The organism is Microbacterium sp. GbtcB4 (genome assembly GCF_019091465.1).
GTDB classification, from domain to species: domain Bacteria; phylum Actinomycetota; class Actinomycetes; order Actinomycetales; family Microbacteriaceae; genus Microbacterium; species Microbacterium paraoxydans.
Map to the genome: position 1 here is coordinate 1 of NZ_JAGXJJ010000657.1, position 233 is coordinate 233.

Genomic DNA, 233 nt, shown 5'->3' on the forward strand with positions numbered 1-233 from the left:
TTTTGGCATAAACAATACTGTTCAGCACGGTATAGCCCTTATCCAATTCGAGATATTGTCGTTGGAAATCATAGTTGTAGCCCCGTTGACTGTATTCCGCGCTCAGCGGAAATTGCGTGGGATTTCCCATCTCATCGGCGTAATCGGCGAATGGGCTATTGCGCATGGATTGATCCAAGTCGATGCCGACATTACCATCGGATCGATCCTGAAAGTTGACGTTTGCGCCAACG

At 48.1% G+C, this 233-nt stretch carries 1 protein-coding gene; it reads right to left on the reverse strand.

Going from position 1 to position 233, the window contains the following annotated elements:
- A partial coding sequence (locus KVS71_RS19160) for a hypothetical protein (RefSeq protein ID WP_217585321.1) occupies positions 1-233 on the reverse strand: 233 nt, incomplete at both ends.